Genomic DNA, 15,763 nt, shown 5'->3' with positions numbered 1-15,763 from the left:
AACCGTGCGACGGGCCGACGCTCCGACCGGCAGGCCGCTCAGACCGCTGGTAGCGACGTCCACACGAACTTCCGGCCGCCTTCGACGAACCAGCCGTGCGCGCTCGAGAGGCTCGCGACGATGTGGAGGCCCATGCCACCCAGCGCAGGGTCCCGGCCGACGGCCGGCTCGGGAGCCGCGGCCGAGGCTTGATCGCCTACTTCCACCACCCACTCACGGGCGGATCGCCGGACCTCGGCCGTGACCGGCGGGTTGCCGTGCCGGAGGCCGTTGGCGAGGAGCTCATCGAGGAGGAGGGGCAGGACTTCCTCCAACTCCGGCTGCCGGTGTCCTGGCAACCTGGCCAGGCCCTCCCGCAGTTCGCTGCGGATCCGGGGCAGGTCGGCCACCGTCTTCGGAGCCCAGTGCCACAACGCCTTGCCCGACGGAGATGGCCGCGGGGGCCACGGCCCGGCGCGTTCGATCGTCATCGCCCCCAGCATGTCGGGCACCGACTGTTTCAGCGCTCGCCCGTGCGAGGCTAGGTGACACCACCGAGGACCGCCGACCATGTCCCGGTGTCGAGACTCCGCGGCGCCCCTGCCCGCTGTCCGGGCCGGACCGCCACGATGGCGACGTCGTCCTCCCCCGCCTCCGGGACCATGGCGCCCAGGACCGCGTCGCACAGCGTCTCCAGGTCCGCTCGGGCGTGCGTCTCGACCGCCCGGAGCAGGCGGGCCAGGCCCTGGTCGAGGTCCTGTCCGCGCCGCTCGACCAGCCCGTCGGTGTAGAAGAGCAGCGTCGAGCCGGCGGGCACCGTCATGTGAGCGGTGGTGCGACGGGTGGCGGGATCGACGCCGAGCAGGAGGTCCGCCTTGCCGTCGGCCGGCTCGAGGGCCCTGGCCCGTCCGGCGGCGTCGAGCAGGACCGGGGGCGGGTGGCCGGCGTTCGACCAGGACATCCGGGCTCCGCCCGCATCGCTCGTGACCGACAGTTGGGCGAGGACGGCGGTGGCCATCGTGTCCAACTGCAGGCCTTGGATGGCCTCGTCGACGGAGCCGAGCAGTTGGCTCGGTGTCTCCGCGGCGGTGAAGCAGATGCCACGGACCACCCCCCGGAGCTGCCCCATGGCCGCGGCGGCGTGCGTGTCGTGCCCCACGACGTCCCCGATGACGAGGACGAGGTTCCCGTTGCGCTGCCGGAAGGCGTCGTACCAGTCCCCACCGACCTGTGCCTGCTCCGCGGCCGCGACGTAGCGGACGGCGATGTCGGCGAAGTCGACCTCCGGCGGTTCCGTGAGCAGACTCTGCTGGAGCTCGGTCGCCAGGTGCCGCTGTCCCGAGTACAGCTGCGCGTTGTCCAGCGCGATGCCGGCCCGACGGCCGATCTCGATCGCCAGCGCGCGATCGGCCTCGACGAACGGCGGGCTGTCGCTCCCGTTGACCAGGAGCAGGGAGCCGAGGACGCCGGCCCGGCCCGGGACCGGGACCGCTATCAGGCTGACGGCGCCGAGCTTCTGGACGAGGACGCGCAGCCGGTCGTCAGGGACGTGCCCGGCGAGCTCGTCGTCGCCGACGTCCGGGAGCAGCACGGTCTCCCCGGCGGCGGCCCGGCGACCCGGTTCGGTCATCACCCCGTGGCGGGACTTCAGCTCCTCGACCTGGCGCGCGACCGGCGCTGCGGCCGGATCCCCGTGGCGGACCAGGACGCCACCCGGTTGGTCGCGGACGTCCCAGAGCTGGATGCTCGTCCAGTCCGCGAAGGAGGGCACCAGGACGTCGGCCAGCCGGGATCGCGTCTCGACGGGGTCGAGGGAGGCCATGAGCGACTCGGACACACGCCCGAGGAGCTCCAGCTGCGCCACCAGACGGTCCCGGTCCCGCTCGGCGCGACGTTGAGCGGTCACGTCGACGGCGAGCAGCAGCACGACGGCCCGACCCTGGTCGGTCTGGCTGCTGATGGCGCTGAGCTCGACGTCCACCCGCCCGGCCAGGCGCATCTGCAGCGGTACGCCGGACGCGCCCCCCGGCGCCTCACGGCCCGCCGACGTGGTGACCGACCGGACGAGTGCACCGGACCCGGGGACGACGTCCTCCACGGGGCGCCCGCTCGTCGCCGGCCGGAGACCGAACAGGTCCTCCGCCCGGCGGTTCCACCCGACCAGGTCCCCGGCGGCGTCGGTGACCAGCACGGCGAGCGGCGCGTGCTCCAGCAGCGCGCCGACGGCCGTGACGCCCGCGGGTGACGTCTCGTCGTTCCGGCCCGCCGAGCGCGCCACGGCCGCGAGCACGGCGCTGTGCTGCCGCCGCTGGACCGTTGCGGCGCGGAGGCTCTCCAACCGACCGGGCAGGTCGACGTCGTCGACGGCGAGCACCAGGACGTCCAACGGCACCCCGGGGGCGAAGTCGATCTCCCGCCGGACGGCGCGCGAGTCGTGCGCCAGCACGGCCACGGCCGCGTCGGGGACGAGGCGGTGGGCCCGCTGCACCGCCGCAACGGAGGAGCCGGAGAGCGACCCGATCACCACGAGGTCCACGTGGGTGTCCGTCGTCCCGGAACGGTCGGCCAGCTCCTCGAGCGACACGCGGATACGGCCCGGGAGGTCATCGAGGAGCGCCACCTCCTCGGCCGAGACGTCGACGAGGAGGCAGCAGCCGAGGCGGCCCGCGCCGGTCAATCGCCCAGCAAGGGCAGACCGAGGGCCGCTCGCCCCGTCCATGTCCGGAGGATGTCGGTCGTCGGGCTCATCACGTCCGCGGCACGCGCGTCACGCAGGTGCCGCTCCAGCGGGGAACGGTCCCGGTAGCCGATACCGCCCACCAGCGTCATGGCCTCGTTGGTGACCTCGACCGCGCACTGCGCCACCTCCGCCTTCGCCGACGTCAGTCCCAGCAACGCAGACGGACCTCCGGCGTCGCCCTCCTCGGCTGCCCAGTGGACGAGGCGGCGGGTGCGCTCCACCTGGGCCCACAGGACGCCCAGCCGGTGCTGCAGGATCGGTTCGGTGGCCAGCCGGCGACCGGTGTGGGCGTGCGCGCGGCGCCCCAGGTGCGCCGTCGCCTCGTCGAGGGATGCCTGTGCGACGCCGAGGTACCCGCCCGCCATCGCCATCAGGAAGTAGGGGGCGACGACCTCGAACACGTACCAGATCTGGTCGCCCTCGGCACCGAGCAGGTGGTCGACCCCGAGGTGGACGCCGTCCAGGCGGGCCCGCCGGGAGGAGTTCCCGCGCATACCGATGCCGTTCCAGGCGTCGGTCCACGTCAGGCCGTCGGAGTCACCGGGCACGAGAACGCACGAGAACTGGCCGACCGGCGCCTCCGGGTCCGCCGCCACGGTGCTGACGACGTAGGAGTCGGCTTCCCCGCCATTGGTGACGAAGGACTTCTCCCCGTCGACCCGCATGCCCGTGTCGATCTGGGTCATGGTGGTCTGGGGCAGCCAGAACGCGGCTCCCGTCCCCGGCTCGGACAGCGCCAGTGTGGTGAGGTGCTCCCCCGCCACGATGGCGTCCAGGAACTCCTTGCGCTGGCGATCGGTCGGCTTGGCGGCGATGACCGCCGTCGCGACGCTGTGCATGCCGAAACACAGCGCGGTGGATGCGCAGACGCGGCCGAGGACCTCCCCGACGGCCGCAACCCCGCTCAATCCCAGCCCGGCGCCGCCCAGCGCGCGGGGCGCAGCCATGCCGCCGAGCCCCGAGGCCTGCAGAGCCCGCAGCGCCTCGGCCGGCCAGACACCCGAATCGGTGCGGTCGACCAGCGGCCGGGCCACGTTCTCAGCCACGTCGGCGGCCCGCTCCACTGCCTCCGCGACACTCACCGGCGGCGCAGTCATGGTGGCCACCATAGGCGAGCAGCCGCACTGCGGTCGCGCCCCAGTGAGCCGCCGCACCTTCCTGGCCTGGGGCCTCGCCGAGCCGCTCCACGATCGCGATCGACCGCCGCGATGCGGTCGATCCTCGCCATGGGGACTCCTCGAAGCGTCCGTCCGGGGTCGTGCGGCTCGATCACACTGCTCCACGCGATGGCCGACCGCATGTCGGTCAGCGGCGATGTGATGGCGCCACCCAACGCCTTGAGCGCCTGTCGCGTGGGCAGCGCACCCGTGTGACCGCTCGGCTGTCCTGCGCATGCAGCCGCATGGTGGTGATGGGCGGCGGCTGGGTAGCTGACACCGGTGACCGACGACAGGAAGAACCCGGCGGCCGACATCGCCTACATATCGGAGGTCCGGGTCGAGCGCCTCGGTGGACCGCTGCGCGCGGCCCACCTGCCAGGCGACGAGGAACCGACCGTCTATGGAATGCACGGGGCCATTGCCGAGCACTACGGGATGGAGCCGGGCACGGCCCCCAGTCATGCCAGCACGATCGATCACCTGGTCGGCGCCGCTCTCGGTTAGCTGACCGGGACGTTCGCCGGCGCCCTCGCGGCCCGGCGGATCGACCCCACCGGTCTGGTGGGGCATGCGCGCGGTGAGGTGGAACTGGAAGGCAAGGTGCTGGTGGTGAAGCGCATCAAGGTCACCTACAGCGGCCTGAGCATCGCCGCCGAGGACACAGAGAAGGTGCAACGGGTGCTGGCGTTCCACGCCGATGGCTGCCCGGTGGCCCGCAGCCTGAAAGGTGCCATCGACATCACCACGCAGCTTGGCTGAACGGTTCGCCGTCCGGCACGTGACCGATCCTCGATCCAGGGAGCACCGTGGCCGATTCCCCTTCCGTCGTCGTGTTCGACGTCAACGAGACGCTCTCCGACATGGCGCCCATGGCACAGCGGTTCGCGGACGTCGGTGCGCCGGAGCACCTGGCGAAGCTGTGGTTCGCCATGGTCCTGCGCGACGGGTTCGCCCTGATCGCTGCCGGCTCGCAGCAGCCGTTCGCGAAGCTCGCGGCAGGCGCTCTGCGGACGCTCTTCAGCGGCCTGGATGTGGAACGGAACAGCGACGCAGCGGTCGACCACATCATGTCCGGCTTCGGTGAGCTTCCGGTACACGCAGACGTCGCCGACGGCGCGAGGAGCCTGCAGGACGCCGGACTGCGACTGATCACCTTGAGCAACGGCTCCAGCCAGGTGGCCGACCAGCTGCTGACCCGGGCGGGCATCCGCGACTGCTTCGACCGGCTCCTGTCGGTCGAGGACGCCCCAGGGTGGAAACCCGCGCGCGGAGCGTACGAGTACGCCGCCGGGGCCTGTGGGGCGGAACCTCCCGACATGCTGCTCGTGGCCGTGCACCCCTGGGACATCCACGGGGCCGCACGTACCGGCATGCAGACGGTGTGGATCAACCGCACCGACGCCCCGTATCCCGACTACTTCACGCCACCCACGCACACCGTCTCGGCGCTCACCGAGATCGTCGGCCTCCTGGCCTGACCCGACGCGCGACCTCAGTCGCGAGTCGGTGTGGAGCCGGTTACCCCACCGATGCCCGGAGTCCTTCGGACGCCAGCGGTGACGGCTGCGGCGTCTGGCGGGGACCCACGGTGGGGCCTGGTCAACCAGGACATCGGGTTCCTCCGTCGCTGCGCGGACCCCGGCGGCCCCACTCGCTGCTACCGCATCAGCGTCGCGACCGCCTCCGGCAGCCCCACCAGGTCAGGGATCTCCAGCCCCGGCAGCGGACCGTCGGGGTCCACCGAGTGACCCGGGCGCTGCACACGCACCACGACGATGCCCGCCTCGAGTGCTCCGCGCGTATCACGCGCGGACGCCGGCACGTGCACGTCGACACCCGCCTGCGCCGCTCTCCGGTAGATCGCCGGATGCGGCTTGTAGGCGTGGAGCCGCTCACTGGTCAGCACGTCGACCGCTTCCACGAGCGGCGCCACCCGCGTCCGGGCGAAGACCGCGTCGTCCACGTTGGACAGCACGCCCACCCGGTGAGCGGTCCGCAGGCGGTCCCAGGCGGTCGTGACGTCCGGCCAGAGCGGCCAGTCGGCCACGCTCTCCAGCAGCCGCCGGGCATCAGCGTCAGCATCTCCGCGAAGACCGAGCTCCCGGTACGTCGCGCTCAGCGCGCGTCGCGAGTGCTCTGCGAACGGCACCCATTCGACGGTGTCCTTCTGCGACGCCTTGTTGCGCGCGTCCCACGCGTCGTAGGCCTCCGCCGCGTCCACCGGCCACCCGCGCCGGCCACCGATGTCGTCCAGGGCCGCCGTCCCGCCCGCCCGCGAATCCAGCAGCGCGCTGAACAGATCAAGGGTCACGAAGGCCATGAGCCATCGTGCCGTGGCGCTGCGCTGCCGTCAGCGGGCGGTCGCCGTACGGCGAACACCGCAGTGCCCTAGGGGGTCGCGGCGATCAGGTCGACGACGACCCGGGCGAGCGCGGGGCCGACGTCCTCCTGCAGGAAGTGCCCCCCGCCGGCGAGCGTGGTGTGCGGCATGCCGTCCGCTCCCGGTATCCGCTTCTGGAACACCCGGTCACCGCCGCCGGTGATGGGGTCGCCGTCGGAGAAGGCGGTGAGGAACGGCTTGTCGAAGCCGGTGAGCACCTCCCAGGCTGCGCGATTGGCCACGGAGGCCGGGTCGTCCGCCCGCGTGGGCACCAGGCTGGGGAACACCCGGGCGCCCGCCTTGTACGAGTCGTCGGGAAACGGCGCGTCGTAGGCGGCCACGACGTCAGCCGGAAGGTCGGTCAGCGTGCCGTTCTGCACCACCCGGCCGGCGTCGAACCGCTCGGCGGTGGCGGCGAAGCGCTGCCAGGTCAGGAACGCCTCGCTCATCGGGTGATCGCCGGTGGGCAGGCCGGTGTTGGCCGCCACTACGCGGGTGAACCGGTCGGGGTGCTCGGCGACCAGGCGCAGGCCCAGCAGGCCTCCCCAGTCCTGGCAGACCAGCGTGACCTCGCGCAGGTCCAGGCGGTCGAACAGCGCTTGCCGCAGCCACCCGACGTGGCGGGCGTAGCTGTAGTCCGACTGCCGCGCCGGCTTGTCCGACCGCCCGAAACCGACCAGGTCCGGGACGACGACGCGCAGCCCCGCGGCGGCCAGCACCGGGATCATCTGCCGGTAGAGGAAGGACCAGGACGGCTCGCCGTGCAGCAGCAGGACCGTCTCGCCGTCGGCGGACCCCTCCTCCACGTAGGCGATCCGCAGGCTGCCGCCGTCGAGGTCGTCGACCTCGACGTACCGCGGCGGGTACGGGAAGTCCGGCAGATCGGCGAACCGCTCGTCGGGCGTACGCAGGGTCTCCATGGCCCGACGCTATTGCCGGCCGCCCGACCGGTGAAGACCACCGCGGTGTCCGGGTCGCAGCCAGGACCCGCCGACCGCGACATCGACGTCGGCCCACCTGGAGCGCGGAAGCCATGGACCGGCTCGACCGGGCGCGATGCTGCGGCCACGCGAGAGGCGGGCCGACCGACTCGGTCGACCCGCCTCTGAACTGCGTTTCGCTGTCGGGCTGACAGGATTTGAACCTGCGACCCCTTGACCCCCAGTCAAGTGCGCTACCAAGCTGCGCTACAGCCCGCGAGCCGAACATCTGCCGGGCTGTACCCGGACCGCGTGTCGACCGCCTGAGCAGGTTACCGCACCGGTCGGTGACCTCCGGCGCCCCCTCGACGGCCTCGCCGCCCACCGCGCGGAAAGGCGGTGACAGCCCGCCGAGCCCCTCGCTAGCGTCGACGGCACGGGGTTCCACCGCGTAGTCGAGCGCGGCACCAGCAGTGCAGTGCCGGAGGTCTCCGCCATGGGCAGGTCGTTCGCATCCCGGGTCAGCCACCCGAAGCTGAAGTGGGTCGTCCTCGTCCTCTGGCTGGTGCTGGCGGGGGCCGCCGCTCCCCTGGCGGCCGGCCTCACCGACCAGCAGGACAACGAGATCTCCTCGTGGCTGCCCGGCGACGCCGAGTCGACCCTCGCGCTCGAGCGGCAGATCGCGCTCGGCTCCGACCCCGACGTCGTCCCCGCCGTGGTCGTCTACGAGCGGGCCGACGGCCTCACACCGGCCGATCTGGAGGCCATCGAGCAGGACGCCGCGGCCTTCGGCCGGACCGACGGCCTGGACGGCGAGGTGGTCGGGCCGATCCCGTCCGAGGACGGGCAGGCGGCCCAGCTCATCGTGCCGCTCAACGGCGGCGCGGACGGCTGGGAGGCCATCGCGCCCCTCGCCGAGGACCTGCGCGCCGAGGCGGCGGACGCACCCGACGGGCTCGACGTCTACGTCGCCGGTCCGGCCGGCCAGGCGGCCGACTCGCAGGAGGCCTTCGAGGGCATCGACGGCACGCTGCTGTTCGCCGCGCTCGGCGTCGTCATCGTGATCCTGCTGTTCACCTACCGCAGCCCCGTGCTGTGGATCCTGCCCATCTTCTCCGCGGTCGTCGCGCTCTACTGCTCGCAGGCGCTCATCTACCTGCTCGCCCGCTACGCCGACCTCACGGTCAACGCGCAGAGCGCGAGCATCCTCACCGTCCTCGTGGTGGGCGCCGGCACCGACTACGCGCTGCTGCTCGTCGCCCGGTACCGCGAGGAGCTGCGGCTGCACGCCGACCGGCACGAGGCCATGACCGAGGCGGTCCACCGCGCCGGGCCCGCTGTCCTCGCCAGCGGCGGCACGGTGATCCTCGGCATGCTGTGCCTGCTGGCCGCGGACATGAACTCGACCCGCGGCCTGGGTCCGGTGGCCGCGATCGGCGTGGGCGTCACCCTCGTCGTCCTCATGACCCTGCTGCCCGCCCTGCTGGTCATCTGCGGGCGCTGGGTGTTCTGGCCGGTGCGCCCGGCGCTGGGCACCCCCGAGCCGAGCGCGACCGGCCTGTGGTCCCGGGTCGGCTCGCTGATCCGGCCGCGCCCGCGGGCGGTCTGGGCGGTCACGACCGGGCTCCTGCTGGTGGCCTGCCTGGGCCTGTTCAGCCTCAACTCCAAGGGCCTCACCCAGGCCGACTCCTTCCGCGGGACGCCCGAGTCGGTGGCCGGCGAGGAGGTGGCGCTCGAGCACTTCCCGGCCGCCGCCGGCAACCCCGTGTACGTCCTGAGCACCGCCGACACGGCCGACGACGTCGTGAGCGCCGTGGCCGCGAACGACGGCGTCGGCGAGGTGGAGGAGCCTCAGCTGACCGGGGACGACGCGCTGATCGAGGCGTCGCTCGCCGACGCCGGCGACAGCGACGCCGCCTTCGACACCATCCGTTCCCTGCGCGCGGAGCTGGACGACGTCGGCGACGGCGCGGCGCTGGTCGGCGGGAACACCGCCATCAACCTCGACATCCAGACCGCGAGCCAGCGGGACAACCGCGTGATCATCCCGCTGATCATGCTCGTGGTGCTGGCCGTGCTGGGGGTGCTGCTGCGGGCCCTGGTCGCACCGCTCATCCTCGTCGCCACCGTGGTGCTGTCCTTCGGTGCCGCGCTGGGCATCAGCGCGCTGATCTTCGACTGGGCGCTCGACGTGAGTGCCACCGACAGCGCCTTCCCGCTGTTCGTCTTCGTGTTCCTCGTGGCGCTGGGGATCGACTACAACATCTTCCTGATGACCCGGGTCCGCGAGGAGGCCCACGACCACGGAACCCGGCGCGCGGCCCTCATCGCGCTGGCGGCGACGGGCGGGGTCATCACGTCGGCCGGCCTCGTCCTGGCAGCCACGTTCGCCGTCCTGGGCACGCTGCCGCTGACCTTCCTCACGCAACTGGGCATCGCGGTCGCGCTCGGGGTGCTGCTGGACACCATCGTCGTCCGCTCGGTGCTGGTCACCGCGCTGAACCTGGACGTCGGCCGCTGGATGTGGTGGCCGAGCAGGCTGGCGCAGCGCGGCGACGAACCGTTGTCGACGAGCGACGGGGACGACGGCGCCCGCGTGCCCGCTCCGCGCGGGACCACGGACGTCACCCAGGAGGTCCGCCCCGGGAGCTGAGCGGCGTCAGCCCTTGGGCCGGTCGCTCCCCCGGCCCTCGCGCACCTTGATCGAGACCTCGATCGGCGTGCCCTCGAAGCCCCAGCGCTCGCGGATCTTGCGCTCGAGGAAACGGCGATAGCCGCCTTCCAGGAAGCCGGTCGAGAACACCACGAACCGCGGCGGCCGGATGTCGGCCTGCGTCACGTACTTGATCTTCGGTGCCCGCCCCCCGCGCGCCGGCGGCGGCGTCTCCTGGACCAGGGCCCGGACGAACGTGTTCAGCTCCGACGTGGGCACCCGCGACTCCCACGAGGCGAGGGCCGCACGGAGGTGGTCGGCGAGCTTGTTCACACCGCGGCCGGTGCTGGCCGAGATGTTCACCCGGCTCGCCCACTTGACCCGGGCGAGCTCGCGCTCGATCTCCTTCTCCAGCTGGAAGTGCCGGTCCTCGTCGAGGGTGTCCCACTTGTTGATCGCGATGACGAGGGCGCGGCCGGCGTCGACGACCTGGCTGATCACCCGCTGGTCCTGCTCGCTGATGACCTCGTCCGCGGCCAGCAGGACGACGGCGACCTCCGCGGCCTGGATCGCGGCCTCCGTGCGCAGGCTGGCGTAGTACTCCATGCCGCTGGCGGTGTTCACCTTGCGGCGCAGGCCGGCCGTGTCGACGAAGCGCCACTCCTCGCCGCCCAGGGTGACGAGGGAGTCGACCGGGTCCACCGTCGTCCCCGCCACGGAGTCGACGACGGAGCGCTCCTCCTTGGCCAGCCGGTTGATGAGGCTCGACTTCCCGACGTTGGGCCGGCCGACCAGCGCCACCCGGCGCGGGCCGCCCTCCAGCTCCTGTTCGCGGGGCGCGTCCGGCATCGCCTCGAGGACGAGGTCGAGCAGGTCGCCGCTGGAGCGGCCGTGCAGGGCGCTGACCGCCTGCGGCTCCCCCATGCCGAGGGACCACAGCTCGGCGGCGTTGGCCTCGCTGCGCTCGTCGTCGACCTTGTTGGCCACGAGGATCACCGGCCGGTCGCTGCGCCGGAGGATGCGGGCGGCGGCGAGATCGGTGTCGGTGGCGCCGACCTGGCTGTCGACGACGAAGACGATGACGTCGGCGGTCTTCATGGCGTACTCGGCCTGGCGGGTGATCGCCGCGCCGAGGCCGGTGGCCTTGGGCTCCCAGCCACCGGTGTCGACGACGGTGAACCTCTTGCCGTTCCAGAGCGCCTCGTAGCTGATCCGGTCCCGCGTCACGCCCGGGACGTCCTGGACGACGGCGGCGCGGCGGCCGAGGAACCGGTTGACCAGCGTGGACTTGCCGACGTTGGGCCGGCCGACGATCGCGACGACGGGCAACGGCCCGCTCTGCTCCTCGCTCATGCCCGCTCCCCCGCTCCGACCGCCGACGCCGCCAGCTCCACGATGCGCGCGATCACGCCCTGCTGGTCCAGCTCGGTGCTGTCCACCACGACGGAGTCCTCCGCCGGGCGCAGCGGGCTGTCGGCCCGGCTGCTGTCGTACTCGTCGCGACGGCGCAGGTCCGCGGCCAGCGCGGCGACCTCCGACGCGTCGGTGATGCCCAGCTGACCCGCCCGCCGCTCGGCCCGCACCTCGGGCGCCGCGGTCAGGTAGACCTTCAGGGTGGCGTCGGGCAGGACGACGGTGCCGATGTCGCGGCCCTCGACCACGACGGCGTCGGCCGCCGCGACGAGCGATCGCTGCTGGTCGACCAGCTGCCGCCGGACCGCCGGAACCGCGGAGACGGCGGAGACGGCGCGGGTCACCTCGGCGCCGCGGATGCGGGCGGCGACGTCCACGCCGTCGACGAGCACCACCTCCGCGGCGGACTCGGTACCGACCTCGATGCGGGCCGCGGCCACGGTGCGCGCGACCGCGTCGGCGTCCTCCGGGTCGACGGCCGCGTCCAGCACGGCGACGGTGGCCGCCCGGTACATGGCGCCGGTGTCGAGGTAGGCCGCGCCCAGACGGGCCGCGACCCCGCGGGCCACGGTGGACTTGCCGGTGCCCGAGGGTCCGTCGAGGGTGATCTGCCCCCGGAAGCTGCCGGTCACTGGGCGATCGCCCAGCCCAGTGGTGTCCGCTCGCTGGCGCTCGCTCACTGGGCTATGTCCCGTCGCAGGGCGGTCGCGCCGCGCAGGTACACGTGCTGCACGTCCGACCGCGGCTTCGTCGTCTCGACGTGGGCCATCAGGCGCAGCACCCGCGGGAGGGCGTGCGGGACGCCGATCTCGGTGGCGCACATCAGCGGCACGTCGCCCATGCCCAGCTCCCGGGCGGCGAGCGCGGGGAACTCCGACACCAGGTCCGGCGTGGCCGTGAACAGGATGCTGATGACGTCGTCGTGTCCCAGGTCGTTGCGCTCCAGCACCGCGCTGACGAGTTCACGGGTGGCCTCGAGCACCTGCTCCCGGTCGTCGGCGTCGACCTGCGTCGCGCCCCGGATGGCTCGGACGGCCATGCACTACTCCTCGATCGATCCACGCACCCGGATCGCCGGGGCGCTGTCGAGTCTAGGGAGGCCCCGCCACCGGGCTCGTGGCGGAGCCGGATCCGGCCCGGGACCGCTACCGTCCCGCCATGACTGGGCACCGGCACGAGGTCGTGGACCGGTACGGGCACTACAACGCCGTCTGCAACCGGCACGCGTTCGGCGAACTGGCGCCGTTCCTCGCCGACGTCGTGCTGGTGAACGGTGCGGAGCGCACGGCGCAGCAGTACATCGACGACCTGTTCGTCGTCTCCCGCGCCTTCCCCGACTACCGCTGGGAGATCCAGCGCACGGTGTTCGAGCACCCGTGGCTGGCCGTCCACTTCCGCGACACCGGTACCCACCTCGGGACCTGGCGCGGCGTGGCGGCGACCGGCCGGGCGGTCACGACCGACGAGTTCTCGATGTACCGCTTCGCCGGCGACCGCATCACCGAGGTCTGGGTGACCGCGGACAACGCCCGCCTCCCCTGAGCCGACCCCGCGGCGCCCGCGGATCAGCCGCCGAGGCGCTCACCGGTGCCGACGTCGAACAGGTGCACGTGACCCGCCCGTGGGGCCACGTGGAGCACCTCGCCCTTGCCCGGCGGACGGCGGCCGTCGACCCGGGCGGTGATCTGGTGCTCCCCGTCGCCCAGCTTCGTGCGGCCGTAGACGTAGGCATCGGCGCCGAGCTCCTCCACGACGTCGACCTCGACCGCCGGTCCGTGCTCGGCGAGCTCGAGGTCCTCGGGCCGGACCCCCAGCACCACCGACGAGTTCCCCGCCCGCCCGAGCACGTCCCGCGCCACCGGGTGGACGACGTCGCCGAAGGCGACGCCGCCGTCGACCACCGGCAGGGTGAACAGGTTCATCGCCGGTGAGCCGATGAAGCCCGCGACGAAGACGTTGCTCGGGCGGTCGTAGAGCTCGCGCGGCTTGCCGACCTGCATGAGCAGGCCGTCCTTGAGCACGCAGACGCGATCGCCCATGGTCATGGCCTCGACCTGGTCGTGGGTGACGTAGACGGTGGTGACGCCCAGGCGGCGCTGCAGCTGGGCGATCTGGGTGCGGGTCTGCACCCGCAGCTTGGCGTCGAGGTTGGACAGCGGCTCGTCCATGCAGAACACCTGCGGCTGGCGCACGATCGCCCGGCCCATCGCGACCCGCTGCCGCTGCCCGCCCGACAGCGCCTTGGGCTTGCGGTCCAGATAGGGCTCCAGGTCCAGCAGCGTCGCGGCCTCGTGCACCCGGCTGCTGATCTCGGACTTGTTCAGCCCGGCGATCTTCAGCGCGAAACCCATGTTGTCGGCCACGGTCATGTGCGGGTACAGCGCATAGTTCTGGAACACCATCGCGATGTCCCGGTCCTTGGGCGGCACACCGGTGACGTCGCGGTCACCGATCAGGATGCGCCCCTCGGTGACGTCCTCCAGGCCGGCGAGCATCCGCAACGACGTCGACTTGCCGCACCCGGACGGCCCGACGAGGACGAGGAACTCCCCGTCCTCCACCTGCAGGTCCAGCTCGTCCACCGCCGGCCGCTCGGCACCGGGGTAGACGCAGCTCGTGCGGTCGTAGGTGACCGAGGCCATGGGTTTCCTCTCCAGCGGGACGGGCCGGCTACTTGCCGGCGCCGGCGGTCAGGCCGCTGAGCAGGTAGCGCCGGCCGACCAGGTACAGGACGAAGATCGGGACCACCGACAGCGTCACGGCGGCCAGCAGCGCGGGCACGTTCGTGCCGAACTGCCCCTGGTAGTCCCAGAGGCCGAGGGTGAGCACGCGCGTCCCGACGGACTGGGTGAGCACGAGGGGGAACAGGAAGCCGTTCCACGCGGTGAGCGAGGTGAACACCGCGACGGTGGTGATGGCCGGCTTGGCCAGCGGGAGCACCAGGTGGCGCAGCGCCGCGAACGGGCCGGCGCCGTCGAGGGTCTGCGCCTCGTACAGCTCCCGGGGGATGTCGCGCAGGCTGTTGGTCATCACCAGCAACGCGACGGGCATCGCGAAGGCCGCCGTCGGCAGGATGACCGCGAGCAGGGTGTCGTACAGGTGCAACTGCGTGATCATCAGGTACACCGGGATGATCGCCGCCTGCGCGGGGATGGCCAGCCCGACGAGCATGAGCGAGAAGCCCCGCTGCACGCCCCGCCCGGCGTTGCGGGCCACGGCGTAGCCGGCCGGCACGGTCAGCCCGACGACGATCGCGACCGTCACGACGGTGACGATCACCGTGTTCAGCAGGTAGGTCGGGAAGTCGCCGGTGAGGACCGTCTCGTAGTTCTCGAGCGTCGGGCTCGGCGGCGGGGCCAGCGGGTTGTCGGAGAGGTAGTCCGAACGGGTACGGAAGCTCGCCGCGACGAGGAAGTACAGCGGGACGGCGACCAGGGCCAGCCAGATCGTCGCCAGCACGCCGGCCAGCACGTTGGGCCGGCCGCGATGGCCGCCGGCTCGCGGGCGTCGCCGGCGGCGTCCGTCCTGCAGCATGTCGGGCACCGGCGCCAAGGGCGCCGGAGTCGCCTGGGTCGTCGTCACACGCCCTCCTGCTGGCTCTGCATCTTCCGGAATCCGGTCGCGCGGGTGACCGCGAGGGAGAGTCCCGCGCCGAGGAGGAGCAGCAGCACCGAGATGGCGCTCGCGTAGCCGAACTCGAACCCGCTGAACCCGGTGATGTACATGTGCAGCGGCAGCACGCGGGTCGCGGTGCCCGGGCCTCCACCGGTGAGGATGAGGATCGTGTCGAAGGTCGTCACCGAGCCCACGAGCATGAGCACCGTCGAGGTGATGATCGTGTACTTGAGCAGCGGCAGGGTGATGGTGAAGAACTGCCGGTAGCGACCGGCCCCGTCCAGGGTCGCCGCCTCGTAGAGGCTCTCGGGCACCTGCCGCGCGGCCGCTTGGTACAGCAGCGTGTGGAACGGCACGTACTGCCAGCTGATCACCCAGACGACGGTGTAGACGACCAGCTCGGTGTCCCCGAGGAAGTTGAACCCACCGAGCACCGGCAGCGACTGAGTGACGCCGAAGTTCGGGTCCAGCACCGACGACCAGAGCAGGGCGATGGCCGCCGTCGACAGCAGGAGCGGCAGGAAGAACAGCGAGCTGAGGATCGCCCGGTTCCGCTGCCGTCCGGCCGCCCAGACCCCGATCAGCATCGCGATCGGGGTCTGGACGAGCCAGGTGAGCACCATGAACACCAGCGTCAGCCAGAGCGAGTCCCAGGCCCGGCCGTCCTCGATCAGCCGGGTCCAGTTCTCCGTCCCGGACAGCTCGGGGGTACCGAAGCCGTCCCAGGACGTGAAGCTGAGGTAGACGACCAGGACCATCGGCAGCACGGCGAATGCACCGAAGAACACCAGCGCCGGCGCCAGGTACCAGCCCGAGGGCCGGTCCTGCCGGGTCACCGTCGTGCGTGCCGTTCCCGCCCGGGTCCTGGTCTTCTCCGCCGTGATGGTCATGGTGCGCGCTGTC

General features: G+C 72.3%; 16 protein-coding genes and 1 tRNA gene. 5 read left to right on the top strand and 12 right to left on the bottom strand.

Features of this window, described 5'->3' with window-relative positions:
- Nucleotides 1–38: 38 nt before the first annotated feature.
- From CRP30_RS06815 to CRP30_RS06805, 3 genes are read right to left on the bottom strand one after another with little or no spacing between them, the layout of a single operon-like run.
- Nucleotides 39–470, bottom strand: a complete 432-nt coding sequence (locus CRP30_RS06815; RefSeq protein ID WP_143278415.1) for an ATP-binding protein — start codon at nt 468–470, stop codon at nt 39–41.
- Between the two features lie 50 nt (nt 471–520).
- Nucleotides 521–2,656 carry a SpoIIE family protein phosphatase gene (locus CRP30_RS06810; protein ID WP_159961586.1) on the bottom strand — a complete coding sequence of 712 codons (2,136 nt, stop codon included), beginning with the start codon at nt 2,654–2,656 and terminating at the stop codon, nt 521–523.
- Nucleotides 2,653–3,816: an acyl-CoA dehydrogenase family protein gene (locus CRP30_RS06805; RefSeq protein WP_097184016.1), complete on the bottom strand. Its 1,164-nt coding sequence runs from the start codon at nt 3,814–3,816 to the stop codon at nt 2,653–2,655. Before CRP30_RS06805 ends, CRP30_RS06810 begins: the two co-directional genes overlap by 4 nt.
- Before the next feature lie 342 nt (nt 3,817–4,158).
- On the opposite strand from CRP30_RS06805, the gene CRP30_RS06800 reads away from it, so the two are divergent.
- Genes CRP30_RS06800 through CRP30_RS06790 form a run of 3 tightly spaced genes read left to right on the top strand, consistent with a single transcriptional unit; the run spans nt 4,159 to nt 5,357 of the window.
- Entirely contained in the window at nt 4,159–4,383 is a 225-nt protein-coding gene (locus CRP30_RS06800; protein WP_097183235.1) for a hypothetical protein, read from the top strand.
- Nucleotides 4,384–4,638, top strand: a complete 255-nt coding sequence (locus CRP30_RS06795; protein ID WP_097183234.1) for an OsmC family protein — start codon at nt 4,384–4,386, stop codon at nt 4,636–4,638.
- Between the two features lie 47 nt (nt 4,639–4,685).
- A complete protein-coding gene (locus CRP30_RS06790) occupies nt 4,686–5,357 on the top strand; it encodes a haloacid dehalogenase type II (protein WP_200814591.1) in 672 nt (223 codons plus the stop codon).
- 179 nt (nt 5,358–5,536) lie between these two features.
- Here CRP30_RS06790 and CRP30_RS06785 read toward each other — a convergent pair whose 3' ends face one another.
- From CRP30_RS06785 to CRP30_RS06775, 3 genes are all read right to left on the bottom strand, one after another.
- Nucleotides 5,537–6,199 carry an HAD family hydrolase gene (locus tag CRP30_RS06785; RefSeq protein ID WP_097183233.1) on the bottom strand — a complete coding sequence of 221 codons (663 nt, stop codon included), beginning with the start codon at nt 6,197–6,199 and terminating at the stop codon, nt 5,537–5,539.
- A 68-nt stretch (nt 6,200–6,267) separates the two neighbouring features.
- Complete coding sequence (locus tag CRP30_RS06780; RefSeq protein ID WP_097183232.1) at nt 6,268–7,179, bottom strand: haloalkane dehalogenase; 912 nt, start codon at nt 7,177–7,179, stop codon at nt 6,268–6,270.
- 203 nt (nt 7,180–7,382) lie between these two features.
- Nucleotides 7,383–7,456: transfer RNA gene (locus CRP30_RS06775), tRNA-Pro, on the bottom strand.
- A gap of 219 nt (nt 7,457–7,675) precedes the next feature.
- Here CRP30_RS06775 and CRP30_RS06770 point away from each other — a divergent pair.
- A complete protein-coding gene (locus CRP30_RS06770; RefSeq protein WP_097183231.1) occupies nt 7,676–9,832 on the top strand; it encodes an MMPL family transporter in 2,157 nt (718 codons plus the stop codon).
- A gap of 6 nt (nt 9,833–9,838) precedes the next feature.
- Here CRP30_RS06770 and der read toward each other — a convergent pair whose 3' ends face one another.
- The 3 genes from der to aroH are packed head-to-tail and all read right to left on the bottom strand — an operon-like array spanning nt 9,839 to nt 12,284.
- Nucleotides 9,839–11,185, bottom strand: coding sequence for a ribosome biogenesis GTPase Der (der, locus tag CRP30_RS06765; RefSeq protein WP_097183230.1), 1,347 nt, complete (start codon nt 11,183–11,185; stop codon nt 9,839–9,841).
- Nucleotides 11,182–11,877, bottom strand: coding sequence for a (d)CMP kinase (gene cmk / locus CRP30_RS06760; protein ID WP_097183229.1), 696 nt, complete (start codon nt 11,875–11,877; stop codon nt 11,182–11,184). Before cmk ends, der begins: the two co-directional genes overlap by 4 nt.
- A 44-nt stretch (nt 11,878–11,921) precedes the next feature.
- Nucleotides 11,922–12,284 carry a chorismate mutase gene (aroH, locus tag CRP30_RS06755; protein ID WP_097183228.1) on the bottom strand — a complete coding sequence of 121 codons (363 nt, stop codon included), beginning with the start codon at nt 12,282–12,284 and terminating at the stop codon, nt 11,922–11,924.
- 119 nt (nt 12,285–12,403) lie between these two features.
- Here aroH and CRP30_RS06750 point away from each other — a divergent pair, with 119 nt between their 5' ends.
- Entirely contained in the window at nt 12,404–12,787 is a 384-nt protein-coding gene (locus tag CRP30_RS06750; protein WP_097184014.1) for an ester cyclase, read from the top strand.
- Between the two features lie 23 nt (nt 12,788–12,810).
- On the opposite strand, the gene CRP30_RS06745 is transcribed toward CRP30_RS06750, so the two are convergent.
- From CRP30_RS06745 to CRP30_RS06735, 3 genes are read right to left on the bottom strand one after another with little or no spacing between them, the layout of a single operon-like run.
- Nucleotides 12,811–13,887, bottom strand: coding sequence for an ABC transporter ATP-binding protein (locus tag CRP30_RS06745; RefSeq protein ID WP_097183227.1), 1,077 nt, complete (start codon nt 13,885–13,887; stop codon nt 12,811–12,813).
- A gap of 28 nt (nt 13,888–13,915) precedes the next feature.
- Nucleotides 13,916–14,827 (bottom strand): carbohydrate ABC transporter permease, encoded by a 912-nt coding sequence (locus tag CRP30_RS06740; RefSeq protein ID WP_235003230.1) that lies wholly within the window; start codon nt 14,825–14,827, stop codon nt 13,916–13,918.
- Complete coding sequence (locus CRP30_RS06735; protein WP_097183226.1) at nt 14,824–15,750, bottom strand: carbohydrate ABC transporter permease; 927 nt, start codon at nt 15,748–15,750, stop codon at nt 14,824–14,826. The genes CRP30_RS06740 and CRP30_RS06735 overlap by 4 nt, the downstream gene beginning before the upstream one ends.
- Between the last annotated feature and the right edge of the window lie 13 nt (nt 15,751–15,763).

This window comes from Blastococcus haudaquaticus, from assembly GCF_900230285.1.
GTDB classification, from domain to species: Bacteria; Actinomycetota; Actinomycetes; order Mycobacteriales; family Geodermatophilaceae; genus Blastococcus_B; species Blastococcus_B haudaquaticus.
The sequence above is the reverse complement of the archived record's forward strand: the minus strand, read 5'-3'. Positions and strand labels throughout refer to the sequence as shown.